At 63.1% G+C, this 16,373-nt stretch carries 14 protein-coding genes; 8 read left to right on the top strand and 6 right to left on the bottom strand.

What is annotated here, in order from left to right; genetic code table 11:
• Positions 1-63: 63 nt before the first annotated feature.
• The 6 genes from HX792_RS03585 to HX792_RS03560 form a co-directional block, all read right to left on the bottom strand.
• Entirely contained in the window at positions 64-873 is an 810-nt protein-coding gene (locus HX792_RS03585; RefSeq protein WP_176994802.1) for an ABC transporter permease, read from the bottom strand.
• Positions 863-1,792 (bottom strand): ABC transporter permease, encoded by a 930-nt coding sequence (locus HX792_RS03580; protein WP_176994801.1) that lies wholly within the window; start codon positions 1,790-1,792, stop codon positions 863-865. Before HX792_RS03580 ends, HX792_RS03585 begins: the two co-directional genes overlap by 11 nt.
• A 1-nt stretch (position 1,793) precedes the next feature.
• Positions 1,794-2,828: an ABC transporter ATP-binding protein gene (locus HX792_RS03575; protein ID WP_176994800.1), complete on the bottom strand. Its 1,035-nt coding sequence runs from the start codon at positions 2,826-2,828 to the stop codon at positions 1,794-1,796.
• A gap of 216 nt (positions 2,829-3,044) precedes the next feature.
• Complete coding sequence (ydcS, locus tag HX792_RS03570; RefSeq protein ID WP_176994799.1) at positions 3,045-4,196, bottom strand: putative ABC transporter substrate-binding protein YdcS; 1,152 nt, start codon at positions 4,194-4,196, stop codon at positions 3,045-3,047.
• A 71-nt stretch (positions 4,197-4,267) separates the two neighbouring features.
• Complete coding sequence (locus HX792_RS03565) at positions 4,268-5,725, bottom strand: gamma-aminobutyraldehyde dehydrogenase (protein WP_176994798.1); 1,458 nt, start codon at positions 5,723-5,725, stop codon at positions 4,268-4,270.
• Between the two features lie 133 nt (positions 5,726-5,858).
• Complete coding sequence (locus HX792_RS03560) at positions 5,859-6,770, bottom strand: LysR family transcriptional regulator (protein WP_101267138.1); 912 nt, start codon at positions 6,768-6,770, stop codon at positions 5,859-5,861.
• Between the two features lie 168 nt (positions 6,771-6,938).
• Between HX792_RS03560 and HX792_RS03555 the strand changes: the two genes are divergently transcribed.
• From HX792_RS03555 to HX792_RS03520, 8 genes are all read left to right on the top strand, one after another.
• On the top strand, positions 6,939-7,646 hold the full coding sequence (locus HX792_RS03555) for a tellurite resistance TerB family protein (RefSeq protein WP_176994797.1): 708 nt from the start codon (positions 6,939-6,941) through the stop codon (positions 7,644-7,646).
• 212 nt (positions 7,647-7,858) lie between these two features.
• Positions 7,859-9,481, top strand: a complete 1,623-nt coding sequence (locus HX792_RS03550) for a methyl-accepting chemotaxis protein (RefSeq protein ID WP_176994796.1) — start codon at positions 7,859-7,861, stop codon at positions 9,479-9,481.
• A complete protein-coding gene (locus HX792_RS03545) occupies positions 9,481-9,993 on the top strand; it encodes a chemotaxis protein CheW (RefSeq protein WP_176994795.1) in 513 nt (170 codons plus the stop codon). Before HX792_RS03550 ends, HX792_RS03545 begins: the two co-directional genes overlap by 1 nt.
• Positions 9,990-11,252 (top strand): protein-glutamate O-methyltransferase CheR, encoded by a 1,263-nt coding sequence (locus tag HX792_RS03540; protein ID WP_176994794.1) that lies wholly within the window; start codon positions 9,990-9,992, stop codon positions 11,250-11,252. The genes HX792_RS03545 and HX792_RS03540 overlap by 4 nt, the downstream gene beginning before the upstream one ends.
• Positions 11,249-11,950 carry a chemotaxis protein CheW gene (locus tag HX792_RS03535; protein ID WP_176994793.1) on the top strand — a complete coding sequence of 234 codons (702 nt, stop codon included), beginning with the start codon at positions 11,249-11,251 and terminating at the stop codon, positions 11,948-11,950. Before HX792_RS03540 ends, HX792_RS03535 begins: the two co-directional genes overlap by 4 nt.
• Positions 11,947-14,232 carry a hybrid sensor histidine kinase/response regulator gene (locus tag HX792_RS03530; protein WP_176994792.1) on the top strand — a complete coding sequence of 762 codons (2,286 nt, stop codon included), beginning with the start codon at positions 11,947-11,949 and terminating at the stop codon, positions 14,230-14,232. The genes HX792_RS03535 and HX792_RS03530 overlap by 4 nt, the downstream gene beginning before the upstream one ends.
• Entirely contained in the window at positions 14,229-15,239 is a 1,011-nt protein-coding gene (locus HX792_RS03525; protein ID WP_176994791.1) for a chemotaxis response regulator protein-glutamate methylesterase, read from the top strand. Before HX792_RS03530 ends, HX792_RS03525 begins: the two co-directional genes overlap by 4 nt.
• 51 nt (positions 15,240-15,290) lie before the next feature.
• A complete protein-coding gene (locus tag HX792_RS03520) occupies positions 15,291-16,292 on the top strand; it encodes a PleD family two-component system response regulator (RefSeq protein WP_176994790.1) in 1,002 nt (333 codons plus the stop codon).
• Positions 16,293-16,373 lie beyond the last annotated feature (81 nt).

Raw genomic sequence — 16,373 nt, 5'->3', positions numbered from 1 at the left:
CGCGATCGCCGGCAAGCCGGCTCCTACAATGACCGTGTTTCAACAGTGGCTATGTGTTGTCCGTTATTTACCGCCACTCCCCGCCACGCTTTCACCACCGCGTGTCAGGTAATAGGCACCGAGAATCGGGAACATCGTGACCAGCATCACCAGCATCGCCACCACGTTGGTCACCGGCACATCCCGTGGGCGGCTCAGCTGGTTGAGCAGCCACAGCGGCAAGGTGCGCTCGTGGCCGGCGGTGAAGGTGGTGACGATGATTTCGTCGAACGACAGCGCAAAGGCGAGCATGCCGCCGGCCAGCAGTGCCGAGCCCAGGTTGGGCATGATGATGTAGCGGAAGGTCTGCCAGCCGTCGGCGCCCAGGTCCATCGAGGCTTCGATCAGGCTGTGGGAGGTGCGGCGCAAACGCGCGATCACGTTGTTGTAGACGATCACCACGCAGAAGGTCGCGTGGCCGACGATGATGGTGAACATCCCGGGCTCGATGCCCAGCGTCTTGAACGTTGCCAGCAGTGCGATACCGGTGATGATCCCCGGCAATGCAATCGGCAGGATCAGCATCAACGACACGCCTTGTTTGCCGAAGAACTCACGGCGATACAGCGCCGCTGAGGCCAGGGTACCGAGCACCATGGCGATCAGCGTGGCAATCGCCGCGATCTGCAGCGACAACTTGATCGCGTCCAGCACGTCCGGCCGGGCAAAGGCCACGCTGAACCACTTCAGGGTGAAGCCCTGGGGCGGAAAGCTGAACGCGGCTTCTTCGGTGTTGAAGGCGTAGAGGAAGATGATCAGGATCGGGAAGTGCAAGAACACCAAGCCGCCCCAGGCTGCGATCTTCAGGCCTAATGATGATTTCTCAGAGTGCATCGAAGGCCCCCAGGCGTTTGACGATGGAGAGGTAAACCGCGATCAGCACGATGGGCACCAGGGTGAACGCTGCGGCCATGGGCATGTTGCCGATGGCGCCTTGCTGGGCGTACACCATGCCACCGACGAAATAGCCGGGCGGGCCCACCAGCTGCGGCACGATGAAGTCGCCCAAGGTCAGCGAGAAGGTGAAGATCGAACCGGCCGCAATTCCCGGCACCGACAGCGGCAGAATCACCTGCATGAAGGTTTGACGCGGCTTGGCGCCCAGGTCGGCCGAAGCCTGCAGCAAGGAGGGTGGCAGGCGCTCCAGGGAGGCCTGGATCGGCAAGATCATAAACGGCAACCAGATGTAGACGAACACCATGAACCGCCCCAGGTGCGAAGTGCTCAAGGTGCTGCCGCCCACACCCGGAATGCCCAGCACGAACTGCAACACCGGCTCCAGGCCCAGGTGCTGCACGAACCACTGCGCCACACCGCCTTTGGCCAGCAGCAAGGTCCAGGCATAGGCCTTGACGATGTAGCTGGCCCACATCGGCATCATCACCGCGATGTAGAAAAACGCCTTGGTCTTGCCCGTGGTGTAGCGCGCCATGTAGTAGGCGATCGGGAAGGCGACCACGGCGCTGGCGATCGATACAACGATCGCCATGCTCAAGGTGCGCACGATGATGTCGAAGTTCGACGGCTGGAACAGCGCGGCGAAGTTGGCCAGGGTCAGGTCCGGCGTGACCGCCATGGTGAAGTCGTCGAAGGTGTAGAAACCTTGCCACAGCAGGGTCAGCAACGAGCCCAGGTAAATGGCGCCGAACCAGATCAGCGGCGGCACCAGCAACATCGCCAGGTACAGGTTGGGCTTGCGGTACAGCAGGTTGGAAAACCTGCGCATCGGCGGTTGGGAAAGGGCCAGGCTCATGTCACACCTCACCTGCGCTGTCGGTCAGGGTCGTCATTGCTTCCCGTGCCCAGCGTGCAGTGATGGACTGGCCCACCTGGTAGCCGCTGCTGGTGTCCAGCCACTGGTTGTTGGCCTGGCTGATGTTCAGCGCCTGGCCGTTTTCCAGCTTGAGTTCATAGCGGGTGGCGCTGCCTTGGTACTGGATGTCATGCAGCAGGCCGCTGACTTCCACTTCGCCGGCACCCAGCGCGCCTTCGGCAAAACGCACGTGCTCGGGGCGGATCGAGAACGCTTGCGCGCTGCCACTGAGGCGTTGAGCCAGTTCGCCGCGAATCACGTTGGAGGTGCCGACGAACTCGGCCACAAACGCGGTGGCGGGCTTCATGTACAGGTTGCGCGGGGTGTCGACCTGCTCGATGCGGCCCTTGTTGAACACCGCCACGCGGTCGGACATCGACAGCGCTTCGGTCTGGTCGTGGGTCACGAAAATAAAGGTGATACCGAGCTGGCGCTGCAGCTTTTTCAGCTCGCTTTGCATTTGTTCGCGCAGCTTGAGGTCGAGGGCGCCCAGCGGCTCATCCAGCAGCAACACCCGTGGACGATTGACCAGGGCGCGGGCCAGGGCGACCCGTTGGCGTTGGCCACCAGACAGTTGCACCGGCTTGCGGTCGCCGTAGCCACCGAGGGCGACCATGCCGAGGGCTTCTTCGGCGCGGTTCAGGCGTTCGGTCTTGCCGATGCCCTTGACCTTGAGGCCGTAGGCCACGTTGTCGCGCACGTTCATGTGGGGGAACAGCGCGTAATCCTGGAACACGGTGTTCACGTCACGCTGGTACGGCGGCAAGCCCGCGGCTTCCTCGCCATGAATACGGATCGAGCCTGCGCTCGGTTGCTCGAAACCGGCAATCAGGCGCAGGCAAGTGGTCTTGCCGGAGCCGGAAGGGCCGAGCATGGAAAAGAACTCGCCGTCCTGGATATCGATGGAAACCCGGTCAACGGCTTTCACTTCGCCGAACTGACGGGAAACGTGGGTGAATTGGACTGCAAGCGTCATGGTGCGGTGCTCCAAAAAGGCGCGGGTCGTCGCAGCGGCCCGGCCTGGACTTCTGAAAAAACAAAATCTGTAATCGCAACTCAAATATGGGTGCTTTTCTGTGGGAGCCGGGCTTGCCCGCGATGCAGGCGCCTCGGTGTGTCTGTTACACCGAGGTGATGCCATCGCAGGCAAGCCAGCTCCCACAGAAGCCAGCTTCCACAGGGGAGCCAGGAGCTAGCGGCCGCCCATGATCGCGATGTAATCCTGGGTCCAGCGGCTGTACGGCACGAACTTGCCGCCTTCAGCCTGCGGGGTTTTCCAGAAAGCGATCTTGTCGAACTGGTCGAAACCGTTGGTTTTGCAGCCTTCGGCGCCCAGCAGTTCGCTTTCCTTGCAGGCCGCCGGTACCGCCGGCAACGAGCCGAACCAGGCGGCGACGTCACCCTGGACCTTCGGCTGCAGCGACCAGTCCATCCACTTGTAGGCGCAGTTCGGGTGCTTGGCGTCGGTGTGCAGCATGGTGGTGTCCGCCCAGCCGGTGGCGCCTTCCTTCGGAATGGTCGAGGCAATCGGCTGCTTCTCGTTGACCAGGCCGTTGACCTGGTACGGCCAGGCGCTGGAGGCCACCACGCCTTCATTTTTGAAGTCGCTCATTTGCACGGTGGTGTCGTGCCAGTAGCGGTGGATCAACGGCTGCTGGGCACGCAGCAGTTCAAGCACGGCCTTGTACTGGGTTTCGGTCAGTTCATAGGGGTTCTGGATACCCAGCTCCGGCTTGGTGCTCTTGAGGTAGAGCGCCGCATCGGCGATGTAGATCGGGCCGTCATAGGCCTGCACGCGACCTTTGTTCGGCTTGCCGTCCGGCAGGTTCTGCGCGTCGAAAATCACATTCCAGCTGGTGGGCGCGGTCTTGAACACGTTGGTGTTGTACATCAACACGTTCGGGCCCCACTGGTACGGGGTGCCGTAGGTCTGCTGGCCGACCACGTACCACGGTGCATCCTTGAGGCGCGGGTCGATGTTCTTCCAGTTGGGAATCAGCGCCGTGTTGATCGGCTGCACACGCTTGCCACCGATCAAGCGCAACGACGCGTCGCCCGAAGCGGTGACCAGGTCATAACCGCCCTTGGCCATCAGGCTGACCATTTCGTCAGAGGTGGCGGCGGTTTTCACATTGACCTTGCAGCCGGTTTCCTTCTCGAACCCGGTGACCCAGTCGTAGGCCTTGTCGCTGTCGCCACGTTCGATGTAGCCGGGCCAGGCGACGATATCCAGTTGGCCTTCGCCAGCGCCGACCGCCTTGAGCGGTTCGGCGGCCTGGAGGCTGGCGCTGGCCAGCAGCGCGGTGGTCAGGGCACTGAGCAGTGCGGTCTTGTGCGCAGACATGGGGATTCCCTCTTCTTTAATTATGGTCGGGGCAGTGTGTGAAGCCGTGACGCATGAGCTTAGTTGTTGTTTTAAAGATGCTGGCCGTGGCGGGCCATGATGTGCCGCACCACGCTGTAGTCCTGTAGCGAATCGCTGGACAGATCTTTCCCGTACCCCGAGCGCTTCAAGCCGCCGTGGGGCATTTCGCTGACCAGCATGAAATGGCTGTTGATCCAGGTGCAGCCGTATTGCAGGCGTGCGGCCACTTGCATGGCCTTGTCCAGGTTCTGGGTCCACACCGACGAGGCCAGGCCGTATTCGGAGTCGTTGGCCCAGTCCACGGCTTGTTCCAGCTCGTCGAAGCGGGTCACGGTGACCACCGGGCCGAACACTTCGCGCTGCACGATTTCATCGTTCTGCTTGCACCCGGCCAGCAGGGTCGGCTGGTAATAGAAGCCCGCGCCCGAATGCACGGCGGCGCCGGTGATGCGTTCGATATGCGGCTGGCCGAGGGCGCGTTCGACAAAACTGGCCACGCGGTCGCGCTGGCGTGTGCTGATCAGCGGGCCCAGTTCGTTGTCGGCGTCGCGTTTGCCGGCAAAGCGCAGGCTGCTCACGGCGGCGCCGAGTTCGGCGACCAACTTGTCGTGGATACCCGCCTGGGCGTAGATGCGGCACGCGGCGGTGCAGTCCTGGCCGGCGTTGTAATAACCGTAGGCGCGCACGCCCTCGACCACGGCTTGCAGGTCGGCGTCGTTACACACGATCACCGGGGCCTTGCCGCCCAGTTCCAGGTGCGTGCGTTTAAGGGTTTTCGACGCGGCTTGCAGGATCTTTTGCCCGGTGACGATATCGCCGGTCAGCGAGACCATGCGCACTTTGGCGTGGCTCACCAGATGGCTGCCGACGCCTTCGCCGCCGCCACACAGAATGTTGATCACGCCGCGTGGCAACAGCTCTTTAAGCGCGGGGGCCAGGGCCAGGATCGACAGCGGCGTATGTTCCGACGGCTTGAACACCAGGGTATTGCCGGCGGCCAGGGCCGGCGCGATCTTCCATGCGGCCATCATCAACGGGTAGTTCCACGGCGCAATCGACGCCACCACCCCGATAGGATCGCGGCGCACCATGCTGGTATAGCCCGGCAGGTATTCGCCGCTCAGTTGCCCGGTCTGGCAGCGCACGGCGCCGGCGAAAAAACGGAACACGTCGACCGTGGCGCTCAGGTCATCCTGGCGCGCCAGGTGCAACGGCTTGCCGCAGTTCAGGGATTCCAGGCGGGCCAAATAGTCGGCTTGTTTTTCGATGGCGTCGGCGATGCCGAGCAGGATGTTCGAACGTTGTTGGGGCGTGGTGCGCGACCAGCCGGCAAAGGCGCGGTGGGCGGCGAGGATCGCGGTTTCCACCTGTTCGGTGCTGGCTTCGGCGATCTGGGTGAGGACTTCACCGGTGGCCGGGTTGAGGATCGGCTCGGCAAAGCCCAGGCCCTGGACCAGTTCGCCGTCGATCAGCAACGCAGTGAGCAGCGGGGTGGGCGCGCCGGACATTTTTCGCGATCTCTTTTCTTGTATGGCCATGGGCGTTCTCTTACGAGCGCCTGACCTTTCTCTTATGGGATAAGCAGAGACTAGAGGTCAGGCGCGAGGTCAACAAATACTAAATACTGAATGCAGCATTCGATTAAATAGATGGCTTGCGTGGGTGCGGCTGTTCGCGGGCGACCGTCAGGAACGGGTCCACCAGCGCCGGCCGCGCAGTGCCACGGCGCCAGGCCAAGCCTACATCGAGGGTCTGGCTGAGGTCGGCAATCGGTCGCGCTTCAATGATGTCCCCCTCCAGCGACCACGGGCGGTAAGTCATGTCCGGCTGGATCGACACGCCGAGCCCTGCCGCCACCAGGCTTCGTACGGCTTCGGTAGAGGCGGTACGCAACGTGACGCGCGGTTGCAGGCCGGCGCCGGCCCACATGCGCTGGGCGTTATGGCCCATTTCGTCGACGTTCAGCTGGATCAGCGGCTCGCGGGCGACGTCGGCCAGGTTGATGCTGTCGTGCTCCAGCAGTGGGTGCTGCGCCGGCAGCCATAGGCGGTGGGGCGAGTGGGTGAGCACTTCGGTCTGCAGGGCGTGGCGGTCTTCGAGGTTGGAGAGGATCAGCACACCCACATCGATTTCGCCGCTGACCAGCAAATGCTCGATATACGGGCGCTCGTCTTCCATCACGCGGATTTCCACATTGGGGTAGGCGCGCTGGAAGCGGGTGAGCAAGTCAGCCAGGTAATAGCCGGCCACCAGGCTGGTCACGCCGATGATCAACTGCCCGGCTACCTGGTCGGTGCTCTGTTGCAGGCTGCGTTTGGCGTTGTCGACGGTGGCGAGGATCAAGTGCGCCTGGCGCAGGAACTGGTGGCCCTGGTGGGTCAGGGTCATGCCCTTGGCGTGGCGGTTGAACAGGTTGACGCCGATTTCCTGCTCCAGTTGCTGGATCGCCAGGGTCAGGGTCGACTGGGAAATGAAGGCGGTCTGCGCGGCGGCGGAGATCGAGCCTGTCTCGGCCACGGCGATAAAGTGCCGGATTTGACGCAAGGTCATCATGCTGGAATTACCAGTGGGGTATTTTTATAGATTTGTTCGAGTGTATATCGTTTTAATCGAAAGGCCGTGGCGTTACATCTGGAAGCACTCTAGATCGGGGCTTTTTGGCACTTGGTTTTACGCTGGGGGCCTATTAGTCCTACGTACCCAAGTGCCTGGAGGCTCCTTATGAACACCCGTGGATTGCTCGATCAGTTGCTCAAATCCGGTCAGGACATGCTGCAGAACAAGGCCGGGGACTCGCGTAAACAGGAGGATAAAGGCGCCCTTGGCGGCTTGCTCGGCGGTGGCGGGCTGGGCAGCCTGCTCGGCGGCGCCGGTGGCGGGGCCCTGGCGGCGGGCGCCATGGGGCTGCTGCTGGGCAATAAAAAAGCCCGCAAGTTTGGCGGAAAAGCCCTGACCTACGGGGGGCTGGCAGCGCTGGGCGTGATTGCCTACAAGGCCTATGGCAACTGGCAGGCGCAGCAGGCGAATGCGCCGAAGGGCGAGCCGCAGACCCTCGACCGCCTGCCGCCGGCCCAGGTTGAGCAGCACAGCCAGGCGATCCTCAAGGCACTGGTGGCGGCAGCCAAGGCCGACGGCCATGTGGATGAACGTGAACGTGCGCTGATCGAAGGCGAATTCACCAAGCTGGATAACGACCGTGAGCTGCAAAGCTGGCTGCACGCCGAGCTGAACAAGCCCCTGGACCCGGCCGACGTGGCGCGAGCGGCGGGCACCCCGGAAATGGCGGCCGAGATGTACATCGCCAGCGTGATGCTGGTGGATGAGGAAAACTTCATGGAAAAGGCCTACCTCGACGAATTGGCGCGCCAGCTCAGGCTTGAGCCCGGCCTCAAGACCGAACTGGAAAAACAGGTGCGCCTGAATCAGTAAACTCCAGACTCGCGCCGATCAAAAATGTGGGAGCGGGCTTGCTCGCGAATGCGGTTTATCAGTCATCTATCTACCGACTGGTCCACCGCATTCGCGAGCAAGCCCGCTGCCACATTTGCTTTCTGTGATCGCTACATCAAAACCCATTGATAAATGAGGGCTTCTGCTCAGCTATACTCCCCGGCATTTGATCGGCCCTTCGAGGAATTACTGTGAAGAACTGGACCTTGCGCCAACGGATCTTGGCAAGCTTTGCGGTCATTATCGCCATCATGCTGTTAATGGTTGTGGTCTCCTATTCACGGTTGCTCAAGATCGAGGTCAGTGAGGAGGCGGTGCGCGATGACGCCGTGCCGGGGGTTTATCTCAGTTCGATGATCCGCAGTGCCTGGGTGGACAGCTACCTGCAAACCCTGGAATTGCTCGGCCTGCGCGACGACAAGGGCCTGACCGACGCCGACAAGGCCGACTTCAAGTCCTACGAAGCGCGCATCCTGACGCAGATGGCCAATTACCAGAAAACCATCAACGGGCGTGACGATCAGGCCGAGTTCGATAAATTCGAAGCCATGCACCAGGCCTACAACAAGAGCCTGGCCGTGGTGCTCGACAGCCTGCAGCGCAATGACCTCGCCGCTGCGCGCAAGGAATTCAACACGACTCTAACGCCCGCCTGGACGGCAGGGCGCATGAAGCTCAATGACATCATCACTGAAAACAAGGACGTCGCTGACCGTGCGACCAACGCCATTGATGACGCTGTGGCCGCCGCCAAGGTCAGCATGTTTGTGTCGCTGGCGTTCGCCGTCCTCGCTGCCGGCCTGTGCGGTCTGCTGCTGATGCGCGCAATCATGGCGCCGATGCAGCGCATCGTGTCGATCCTCGGCACCATGCGTGACGGCGATCTGAGCAAGCGCTTGAACCTGGAGCGCAAAGACGAGTTCAACGCGGTGGAAACCGGCTTCAACGACATGATGACCGAGCTGACCGCACTGGTGTCCCAGGCCCAGCGCTCCTCGGTGCAGGTGACCACCTCGGTCACCGAGATTGCCGCCACTTCCAAACAGCAACAGGCCACCGCTACTGAAACCGCTGCCACCACCACCGAAATTGGTGCCACGTCCCGCGAGATTGCCGCCACGTCCAAGGACCTGGTGCGCACCATGACCGAAGTGTCGACCGCCGCCGACCAGGCCTCGGTGGCCGCCGGTTCCGGCCAGCAAGGCCTGGCCCGCATGGAAGAAACCATGCACTCGGTGATGGGCGCCGCCGACCTGGTGAACGCCAAGCTGGCGATCCTCAACGAGAAGGCCGGCAACATCAACCAAGTGGTGGTGACCATCGTGAAGGTGGCCGACCAGACCAACCTGTTGTCGCTCAACGCGGCCATCGAGGCCGAGAAGGCCGGTGAGTACGGGCGCGGCTTTGCCGTGGTGGCCACCGAAGTGCGCCGCCTGGCTGACCAGACCGCCGTGGCCACCTACGATATTGAACAAATGGTGCGCGAGATCCAGTCGGCGGTCTCGGCGGGCGTGATGGGCATGGACAAGTTCTCCGAAGAAGTCCGCCGTGGCATGTTTGAAGTGCAGCAAGTGGGCGAACAGCTGTCGCAGATCATCCACCAGGTCCAGGCGCTGGCGCCGCGGGTGTTGATGGTCAACGAGGGCATGCAGGCCCAGGCCACCGGTGCCGAGCAGATCAACCACGCGCTAGTGCAGTTGGGCGATGCCAGCAGCCAGACCGTGGAGTCGCTGCGCCAGGCCAGCTTTGCCATTGATGAACTGAGCCAGGTTGCGGTCGGTCTGCGCAGCGGCGTGTCGCGTTTCAAAGTCTGATGAGCGACCTCGCGGCTAAACGCGGCGCCGTCCCGGCAGCGAAAAAGGCGTTGTACCTGGTGTTTCGGATCGGCCAGGAGCGCTATGCCCTCAAGGCCACGGAAGTGGCCGAGGTATTGCCTCGCCTGCCCCTCAAACCCATCGCCCATGCGCCGGTGTGGGTGGCGGGAATCTTTGCCCACCGGGGCGTGCTGGTGCCGGTCATCGACCTCAGCGCCCTCACGTTCGGTGCTGCCGCCCAGGCCCGCACCAGCACTCGCCTGGTGCTGGTCAACTATCAGCCGCAACCGTGGCTCGAAGCCCGCTGGCTGGGGCTGATTCTGGAACAAGCCACTGACACCCTGCGTTGCGACCCCGCCGAGTTCCAGCCCTACGGCCTGGATAACCCGCAGGCGCCGTACCTGGGCCCGGTGCGCGAAGATGCCCAGGGTTTGATGCAGTGGATCGGCGTCAACGACTTGTTGAACGACGACGTGCGTACCCTGTTGTTTTCTGCCGAGCTGAGCCTATGAGCAGCGACCCGCGCTTTTCGGCCTACCTCAAGGAACGCATCGGCCTGGACGTGGCCTCGGTGGGTGAAGCGATCATCGACCGTGCGGTGCGCCAGCGCAGCCAGGCCCTGCAAGCGCAGACGGCCGACCAGTACTGGCAGCACCTGCAAAGCTCCCATGACGAACAGCAAGCGCTGATCGAAGCGGTGATCGTCCCCGAGACCTGGTTCTTTCGTTACCCCGAATCATTTGCCACCCTGGCCCGGCTCGCGGTGGCGCGCCTGGCCGAGATCAAGCAGATGCGCGCCTTGCGCATTTTGAGCCTGCCGTGCTCCACCGGCGAAGAACCCTATTCGATCGCCATGGCGTTGCTGGATGCCGGGATGGCGCCGCACCAATTCAAGGTGCTGGGCCTGGACGTCAGCCCGCTGTCGGTGGAGCGCGCCCGGCGTGGGGTGTACGGCAAGAATTCGTTTCGCGGTGGCGATATTGGCTTTCGTGAGCGCCATTTCACCGAACAGGCCGACGGCTATCGCATCGACGACCGCGTGCGCGAGCAGGTGCGCCTGCAAGTCGGCAACTTGCTGGATCCGACCCTGTTGGCCAATGAGCCCACCTACGACTTTGTGTTCTGCCGCAACCTGCTGATCTATTTCGACCAGCCGACCCAGAAACAAGTGTTCGACGTGCTCAAGGGCCTGACCCATGTGGACGGCGTGCTGTTTATCGGCCCGGCCGAGGGCAGCCTGCTGGGGCGCCACGGCATGCGCTCGATTGGCGTGCCGCAGTCTTTCGCGTTCAGCCGGCATGCGGAGCCGGTCAAGGCCGAGCCGGTGTTCGTGCCGATGCCCGCGCCGGTGCCGCAGCAGCGCAGTGCGGCGCCGATTGCGCCCAAGCCGCGACCGTTCAGCCTCGTCACGCCCCCCGTGACGCCGATCAAAACCGCGCAAACCGATGCGGGTAACCTGCTCAGCCAGATCGCCACCCTGGCCAACGAAGGCAAAAGTGCCGAGGCCCGTGCGGCGTGTGAACAGTATTTAAGCAACCACCCGCCTGCCGCCCAGGTGTTCTACTGGCTCGGGCTGCTCAGCGATGTGGCCGGTAGCGCCCTGGAAGCCCAGGGGTATTACCGAAAAGCCTTGTACCTGGAACCCCAGCATCCGCAGGCCTTGATGCACCTGGCTGCGTTGCTCGAGTCCCAGGGCGACAGTGCGGGGGCACGCCGGCTGCAGGCGCGGGCCGCCCGTAGCGAGCGAGCTGACAGTGAGTCCAAACGATGAGTAGCCCCGACGCGCTCGATACCGCAGGCCTGGACCTGACCCTGGCCGACACCCAAGCCATCGACGACTGCTGGAACCGCATCGGCATCCACGGTGACAAGTCCTGCCCGTTGCTGGCGGAGCACATTCACTGCCGTAACTGCGCGGTGTATTCGGCGGCGGCCACGCGCCTGCTGGACCGTTATGCCCTGCAACAGGACGACCGTCGCCCCCAGGCCGAGGCCGAAGTGGCCACGGATGTGGTCACTCGTTCCCTGTTGATGTTCCGCCTCGGCGAGGAGTGGCTGGGTATCGCCACACGTTGCCTGGTGGAAGTGGCGCCGTTGCAGCCGATTCACTCCCTGCCGCACCAACGCTCCCGTGCCTTGCTCGGCGTGGCCAACGTGCGCGGTGCGCTGGTGGCGTGCCTGTCGCTGGTGGAATTGCTTGGCCTGGACAGCACCAGCCCCGGCACCACGGGCGGACGCGTCATGCCACGCATGTTGATCATCGCCGCGCAGGATGGCCCGGTGGTAGTGCCAGTGGATGAAGTCGACGGTATCCATGCCATCGACGAACGCACACTAAAAGCCGCATCGGCCTCGGGCACCCAGGCCAGTGCGCGTTACACCCAGGGTGTGTTGCAGTGGAAAGGCCGCAGCCTGCGCTGGCTGGATGAGGCGCAATTGTTGTCTGCCGTGACCCGGAGCCTCACATGACCCCCGACCAGATGCGCGACGCCTCGCTGCTGGAACTGTTCAGCCTGGAAGCCGATGCGCAGACCCAGGTGTTGAGCGCGGGTCTGCTGGCCCTGGAACGCAACCCCACCCAGGCCGACCAGCTTGAAGCCTGCATGCGTGCGGCGCACTCGCTCAAGGGCGCGGCGCGGATTGTCGGGGTGGACGCCGGGGTCAGCGTGGCCCACGTGATGGAGGACTGCCTGGTCAGTGCCCAGGAAAGCCGCCTGTACCTGCAACCCGAACATATCGATGCGCTGCTGCAAGGCACCGACCTGCTGATGCGTATCGCCACCCCCGGCAACGATGTGGGGCCGGCAGACATTGAAGGCTATGTCGCGCTGATGGAGCGTTTGCTCGACCCGTCCCAGGCGCCGGTGCCAACCGTTGCACCCCCGCCGCCCGAGCCGGCGCCGGTCTCGGCGCCTGTTGTTGAGGAGCTGCCCGCGGAGCCAGAACCGGCGCCGCCGGTCAGCAGCGAACCGGCGCGCCAGAACAAGCGCATGACCGAAGGTGGCGAGCGGGTGTTGCGGGTCACTGCCGAGCGCTTGAACAGCTTGTTGGATTTGTCCAGCAAGTCCCTGGTGGAAACCCAACGGCTCAAGCCTTACCTGGCCAGCATGCAGCGCCTCAAGCGTATCCAGAGCCAGGGTGTACGTGCCCTGGACACCCTGGATGGCCAGCTCAAGACACTGGACCTGAACCTGGAAGCCCAGGAAGCCCTGGCCGATACCCGTCGGCTGTTGAGCGAGGCCCAGGCCTTGCTCGCGGAAAAAACCGCCGAGCTGGATGAGTTCGGCTGGCAGGCCGGGCAGCGTGCCCAGGTGCTTTACGACACCGCGCTGGCCTGTCGCATGCGCCCGTTTGCCGATGTGCTGGCCGGGCAAGTGCGCATGGTGCGCGACCTCGGCCGCAGCCTGGGCAAGCAGGTGCGCCTGGAGATCGAGGGCGAAAAGACCCAGGTCGACCGTGATGTACTGGAAAAGCTCGAAGCGCCGCTGACCCACTTGCTGCGCAATGCCGTCGACCATGGCATCGAAATGCCTGAGCAACGGATACTGGCGGGCAAGCCGGCGGAAGGCCTGATTCGTCTGCGCGCCTCCCACCAGGCCGGCTTGCTGGTGCTGGAGTTGAGCGACGATGGCAATGGTGTCGACCTTGAGCGCCTGCGCGGCACTATCGTCGACCGGCACTTGTCACCGCTGGAAACGGCGTTGCGCCTGAGCGAAGAGGAGCTGCTGACGTTCCTGTTCCTGCCGGGCTTCAGCCTGCGTGACAAAGTCACCGAAGTGTCCGGGCGTGGCGTGGGCCTGGATGCGGTGCAGCATATGGTCCGCCAGCTGCGCGGCGCCGTGGTGCTGGAGCAGACGGCAGGGCAGGGCAGCCGCTTCCACCTGGAGGTGCCGCTGACCTTGTCGGTGGTGCGCAGCCTGGTGGTGGAAGTCGGCGAAGAGGCCTATGCCTTCCCGCTGGCGCATATCGAACGCATGTGCGACCTGGCACCCGATGACATTGTGCAGTTGGAAGGCCGCCAGCACTTCTGGCATGAGGGCCGGCATGTCGGCCTGGTTGCCGCCAGCCAGTTGTTGCAGCGCCCGGCGGGGCAGAGCAATGAAGAAACGCTGAAGGTGGTGGTGATCCGCGAGCGCGACGCGGTGTATGGCATTGCGGTGGAGCGCTTTATCGGCGAACGCACGTTGGTGGTGTTGCCGCTGGATGATCGCCTGGGCAAGGTCCAGGATATTTCTGCCGGGGCGTTGCTGGACGACGGCTCGGTGGTGTTGATCGTCGACGTTGAAGATATGCTGCGTTCGGTGGATAAGCTGCTCAACACCGGGCGCCTGGAACGCATCGCCCGGCGTAGCCAGCAGGCCACCGAGGCGCCGCGCAAACGCGTGCTGGTGGTGGATGACTCGCTGACTGTGCGCGAGCTGCAACGCAAATTGTTACTTAATCGTGGTTATGAAGTGGCCGTTGCGGTCGATGGCATGGACGGCTGGAACGCGTTGCGGTCCGAAGACTTCGACCTGCTCATCACTGACATTGATATGCCTCGTATGGACGGTATTGAATTGGTCACACTCTTGCGCCGTGACAGTCGCCTGCAATCGTTGCCGGTGATGGTGGTGTCGTACAAGGATCGCGAAGAAGACCGGCGCCGTGGACTGGACGCCGGTGCCGACTATTATTTAGCCAAGGCCAGTTTCCACGATGACGCCCTGTTGGACGCCGTGGTCGAGCTGATTGGAGGAGCCCGGGCATGAGGATTGCGATCGTCAATGACATGCCCCTGGCAGTAGAGGCGTTGCGTCGTGCCCTGAGTTTCGAGCCCGCGCACGAGGTGGCCTGGGTGGCCAATAATGGCCTGGAGGCCGTGCAACGCTGCGCTGAACTGACCCCGGATCTGATCCTGATGGACCTGATCATGCCGGTGATGGATGGTGTGGAGGCCACCCGACAGATCATGGCCGAGACGCCGTGCGCCATTCTGTTGGTGACGGTCGACCGCCAGGCCAATATGAGCCGGGTATTCGAGGCCATGGGCCACGGCGCGCTGGACGTGGTGGACACCCCGGCGCTCGGCGTGGGCAACCCCAAGGATGCGGCGGCGCCGTTGTTGCGCAAGATCCTCAATATTGGCTGGCTGATCGGCCAGCGTGGCAGCCGCGTGCGCGCCGAAACCGCGCCTCAGCGCACCGGCGGCAAACGCCAGCGCCTGGTGGCCATTGGTTCTTCGGCGGGCGGCCCGGCTGCCCTGGAAATCCTGCTCAAGGGGTTGCCCCGGGACTTTCCGGCCGCCATTGTGCTGGTGCAGCATGTGGACCAGGTGTTCGCTGCGGGCATGGCCGAGTGGCTGGGCAGCGCCTCCGGCCTGCCGGTACGCCTGGCCCGCGAAGGCGAACCGCCACAAAGCGGCGTAGTGTTGCTGGCCGGCACCAACCATCATATTCGCCTGTTGAAAAATGGCACGCTAGCCTATACCGCAGAGCCGGTGAACGAGATTTACCGGCCGTCCATCGACGTGTTTTTCGAGAGCGTCGCCAGCCATTGGGACGGTGACGCCGTCGGCGTACTGCTGACGGGCATGGGGCGCGACGGTGCCCAGGGCCTCAAGTTGCTGCGTGAACAAGGATATTTGACCATCGCCCAGGATCAGCAGAGCTCGGCGGTGTATGGCATGCCCAAAGCGGCGGCGGCGATTGACGCTGCTGTTGAAATTCGCCCACTGGATAGAATTGCGCCCCGACTGATGGAGGTCTTTGCAAAATGAACGCGACCTCCCGCAGTGCTGGCTTGCTGGTAGTAATTCAGGTGACTGCACATGAATGATTTACAGATCGACGACATCAAGACCGACGAAAACGCCGCCATGGTGTTGCTGGTCGACGACCAGGCCATGATCGGCGAAGCCGTGCGGCGTGGCCTGGCCCACGAAGAAAACATCGACTTCCACTTCTGCGCCGACCCGCACCAGGCGATTGCCCAGGCGATCCGCATCAAGCCGACCGTGATCCTGCAGGACCTGGTGATGCCCGGCCTGGACGGCCTGACGCTGGTGCGCGAGTACCGCAACCACCCGGCCACGGCCAATATCCCGATCATCGTGCTGTCCACCAAGGAAGACCCGCTGATCAAGAGCGCGGCGTTCTCGGCCGGGGCCAACGATTACCTGGTGAAGTTGCCGGACAACATCGAGCTGGTGGCGCGCATTCGCTATCACTCGCGCTCCTACATGACCCTGTTGCAGCGTGACGCGGCTTACCGTGCGTTGCGGGTCAGCCAGCAGCAACTGCTCGACACCAACCTGGTGCTGCAACGCCTGATGAACTCCGATGGCCTGACCGGGCTGTCCAACCGTCGCCACTTTGACGAGTACCTGGAGCTGGAGTGGCGTCGTGCCATGCGTGACCAGACCCAGTTGTCGCTGCTGATGATCGATGTGGACTTCTTCAAGACCTACAACGACAGCTTCGGCCACGTCGAAGGTGATGAGGCGCTGCGCAAGGTCGCGGCGACCATCCGTGAAGCCAGCAGCCGGCCTTCGGATCTGCCGGCGCGTTATGGTGGTGAAGAGTTTGCCCTGGTATTGCCGAACACCTCGCCGGGTGGTGCGCGGTTGGTCGCCGAGAAACTGCGCATGGCGGTGGCGGCGTTGAAGATTCCGCATATTGCCCCGGCCGAGGGTTCCAGCCTGACTATCAGCATTGGCTTGTCGACGGTGACCCCGCAGCAGGGGACCGATTGCCGGCAACTGATCATGGCGGCGGATAAGGGGTTGTATACGGCCAAGCATAATGGGCGTAATCAGGTGGGGATTGAGTAGGGCGCCTTTGAGTACATATCCGTTGCTGCGGTAACGGCTGATATGGGTTCCGCCCTTACGGCGGCTCACTTTTGATAGAGC

Source organism: Pseudomonas sp. B6002 (assembly GCF_013385985.1).
Lineage (GTDB): Bacteria > Pseudomonadota > Gammaproteobacteria > Pseudomonadales > Pseudomonadaceae > Aquipseudomonas.
This window is presented reverse-complemented; position numbering and strand designations above follow the sequence as displayed.

Excerpts from the sequence above, each read along its gene's own strand:
- HX792_RS03585 (WP_176994802.1), bottom strand. The coding sequence starts at position 873 with ATGCACTCTGAGAAATCATCATTAGGCCTGAAGATCGCAGCCTGGGGC.
- HX792_RS03580 (WP_176994801.1), bottom strand. The coding sequence starts at position 1,792 with ATGAGCCTGGCCCTTTCCCAACCGCCGATGCGCAGGTTTTCCAACCTG.
- HX792_RS03575 (WP_176994800.1), bottom strand. The coding sequence starts at position 2,828 with ATGACGCTTGCAGTCCAATTCACCCACGTTTCCCGTCAGTTCGGCGAA.
- ydcS (WP_176994799.1), bottom strand. The coding sequence starts at position 4,196 with ATGTCTGCGCACAAGACCGCACTGCTCAGTGCCCTGACCACCGCGCTG.
- HX792_RS03565 (WP_176994798.1), bottom strand. The coding sequence starts at position 5,725 with ATGTCCGGCGCGCCCACCCCGCTGCTCACTGCGTTGCTGATCGACGGC.
- HX792_RS03560 (WP_101267138.1), bottom strand. The coding sequence starts at position 6,770 with ATGATGACCTTGCGTCAAATCCGGCACTTTATCGCCGTGGCCGAGACA.
- HX792_RS03555 (WP_176994797.1), top strand. The coding sequence starts at position 6,939 with ATGAACACCCGTGGATTGCTCGATCAGTTGCTCAAATCCGGTCAGGAC.
- HX792_RS03545 (WP_176994795.1), top strand. The coding sequence starts at position 9,481 with ATGAGCGACCTCGCGGCTAAACGCGGCGCCGTCCCGGCAGCGAAAAAG.
- HX792_RS03540 (WP_176994794.1), top strand. The coding sequence starts at position 9,990 with ATGAGCAGCGACCCGCGCTTTTCGGCCTACCTCAAGGAACGCATCGGC.
- HX792_RS03535 (WP_176994793.1), top strand. The coding sequence starts at position 11,249 with ATGAGTAGCCCCGACGCGCTCGATACCGCAGGCCTGGACCTGACCCTG.
- HX792_RS03530 (WP_176994792.1), top strand. The coding sequence starts at position 11,947 with ATGACCCCCGACCAGATGCGCGACGCCTCGCTGCTGGAACTGTTCAGC.
- HX792_RS03525 (WP_176994791.1), top strand. The coding sequence starts at position 14,229 with ATGAGGATTGCGATCGTCAATGACATGCCCCTGGCAGTAGAGGCGTTG.
- HX792_RS03520 (WP_176994790.1), top strand. The coding sequence starts at position 15,291 with ATGAATGATTTACAGATCGACGACATCAAGACCGACGAAAACGCCGCC.